Origin of the sequence: Roseomonas sp. CAU 1739, assembly GCF_039839775.1 — a bacterium.
Lineage (GTDB): Bacteria > Pseudomonadota > Alphaproteobacteria > Acetobacterales > Acetobacteraceae > Neoroseomonas.
Genome location: NZ_JBDOQQ010000049.1, coordinates 1 through 2138 on the forward strand (window position 1 = coordinate 1; position 2138 = coordinate 2138).

Genomic DNA, 2138 nt, shown 5'->3' on the forward strand with positions numbered 1-2138 from the left:
CGCGCCAGGGCTTCGGCGTTGATGAAGCCCATGCGGAATGCGATTTCCTCGGGGCAGCCGACCTGCAGGCCCTGTCGTTCCTGCACGGTCTGGACGAACAGTGCCGCCTGCAGCAGCGACCCCGGCGTGCCGGCATCGAGCCAGGCGCAGCCGCGGCCGAGTTGTTCGGCGCGCAGCGCATCGAGGCCGAGATAGACCTTGTTGAGGTCGGTGATCTCCAATTCCCCGCGTGCCGACGGCGCCAGGTCGCGCGCCAGCCGTGTCACCCGCGCATCGTAGAAATACAGCCCGATCACCGCCCAGTCGGATTTCGGCGCGGTGGGCTTTTCCTCGATCGACAGCACGCGGCCGGTCGCATCGAATTCGGCGACGCCATAGCGTTCGGGGTCGGCCACGCGATAGCCGAAGATCGTGGACTCCCCCGCCGCGGCGCGGCTGGACGCAGCCTGCAGCTGCGCCGGCAGCCCGTCGCCGTAGATGATGTTGTCGCCCAGCGCCAAGGCGCAGGGTTCGCCCCCGATCCACGCCGCGCCGATGTGAAAGGCCTGGGCGATGCCCTCGGGCCTGGGCTGCTCGGCATAGGTGATGGACACGCCGAACTGGCTGCCATCGCCGAGCAGGCGCCGGAAGGAGGGCAGGTCCGCCGGTGTCGAGATCAGCAGGATGTCGCGGATGCCCGCCAGCATCAGCGTGCCCAGCGGGTAGTAGACCATCGGCTTGTCATAGACCGGCAGCAGCTGCTTCGACGCGGCCAGCGTCATCGGATGCAGGCGCGAGCCGGAACCCCCCGCCAATAATATGCCCTTCATGGATGGCTCCAATGCATGCGGGTGGACCGGAGAGGGGCTTTGCCCCCCTCCGGGCCTCCCCCCACCAAAGGCCTAAGGGCCTTTGGAAACCGGTACCTGGTGTTGAGCATCAAGGGCGCGCCCCGCCATTGTGGCTTGTGCGGTGCGCGGAGGGGGCAGGATGACCATGGTCCCCGGTACCCAAAGGCGGTTTCCAAAGGCCCTTAGGCCTTTGGCGGGTGGGGTTCGGGGAGGGCGGAGCCCTTCCTGATCTCCCCCTGGCGCCGAACACGACCATCATGCCTTTACCCCGCCGAGGCGCTGGCCCGCATACCGCTTGTCGCGGATCGGCCGCCACCAGGCCTCGTTGTCGAGGTACCAGGCGATGGTCTGCGCCAGGCCGGACTCGAAATCGAACTTCGCCGTCCAGCCCAGCGCCTGTTCCGCGCCGGACGGATTCATGGCGTAGCGGAAATCGTGCCCCGGCCGATCGCGCACATAGGTGATCAGCCGCTCGCGCGGGCCAGCCGGGTCGGGGCGCAGGCGGTCGAGCGTCGCGCAGATCGCGCGCACCACCTCGAGGTTGGTGCGTTCCTGGCGCGGCCCGAGGCAATAGGTCGCGCCCGGCACGCCGCGGAACAGGGCGAGGACCAGCGCCTCGGCATGGTCCTCGACATGGATCCAGTCGCGGATGTTCGACCCGTCGCCATAGACCGGCAGCGTGCGGCCTTCGAGCGCGTTGAGCGTGACCAGCGGGATGAGTTTTTCGGGGAACTGCCAGGGGCCGTAGTTGTTGGTGGTGTTGGAGACGAAGTTCGGCATGCCGTAGGTGTGCTGCCAGGCGCGGACTAGGTGGTCGGACGCGGCCTTGGAGGCGGAGTAGGGGCTGCGTGGATCGTAGCGGGTGTGCTCGTCGAAGGGCTTGTCGTCGCGGCTTTCCAGCGAGCCGAACACCTCATCGGTCGAGACGTGGTGGAAGCGGAAGGCATCCTTCGCGGCGGCGTCGAGCGCGGACCAGTATTCGCGCGCGGCTTCGAGCAGCACCTGGGTGCCGACGACATTGGTGCGGATGAACTCGGCGGGGCCGTCGATCGAGCGGTCGACATGGGATTCGGCGGCGAGGTGCATGACGCGCGAGGGGCGATGGGTGGCGAAGGCGGCGCGCATGGCGGCGATGTCGCAGATGTCGGCGTTGACATGGATGTGGCGCGGGTGGCGCAGCCAATCGCCCAGGCTCTCGGGGCTCGCCGCATAGGTCATGCGGTCGACGTTCACCACCACCTCATCCGTGGTCGACAACAGCCGCCGCAGCACCGCCGAGCCAATGAAGCCCAGGCCACCAGTGATCAG

The 2138-nt window shown here is 68.0% G+C and carries 2 protein-coding genes; both read right to left on the reverse strand.

The window, feature by feature from the left end:
* A partial coding sequence (gene rfbA / locus AAFN86_RS29500) for a glucose-1-phosphate thymidylyltransferase RfbA (RefSeq protein ID WP_347547304.1) occupies positions 1-809 on the reverse strand: 809 nt, incomplete at its 3' end.
* Positions 810-1085: 276 nt separating this feature from the next.
* The coding region (gene rfbB / locus AAFN86_RS29505) for a dTDP-glucose 4,6-dehydratase (RefSeq protein ID WP_347547306.1) at positions 1086-2138 on the reverse strand (1053 nt) is incomplete at its 5' end.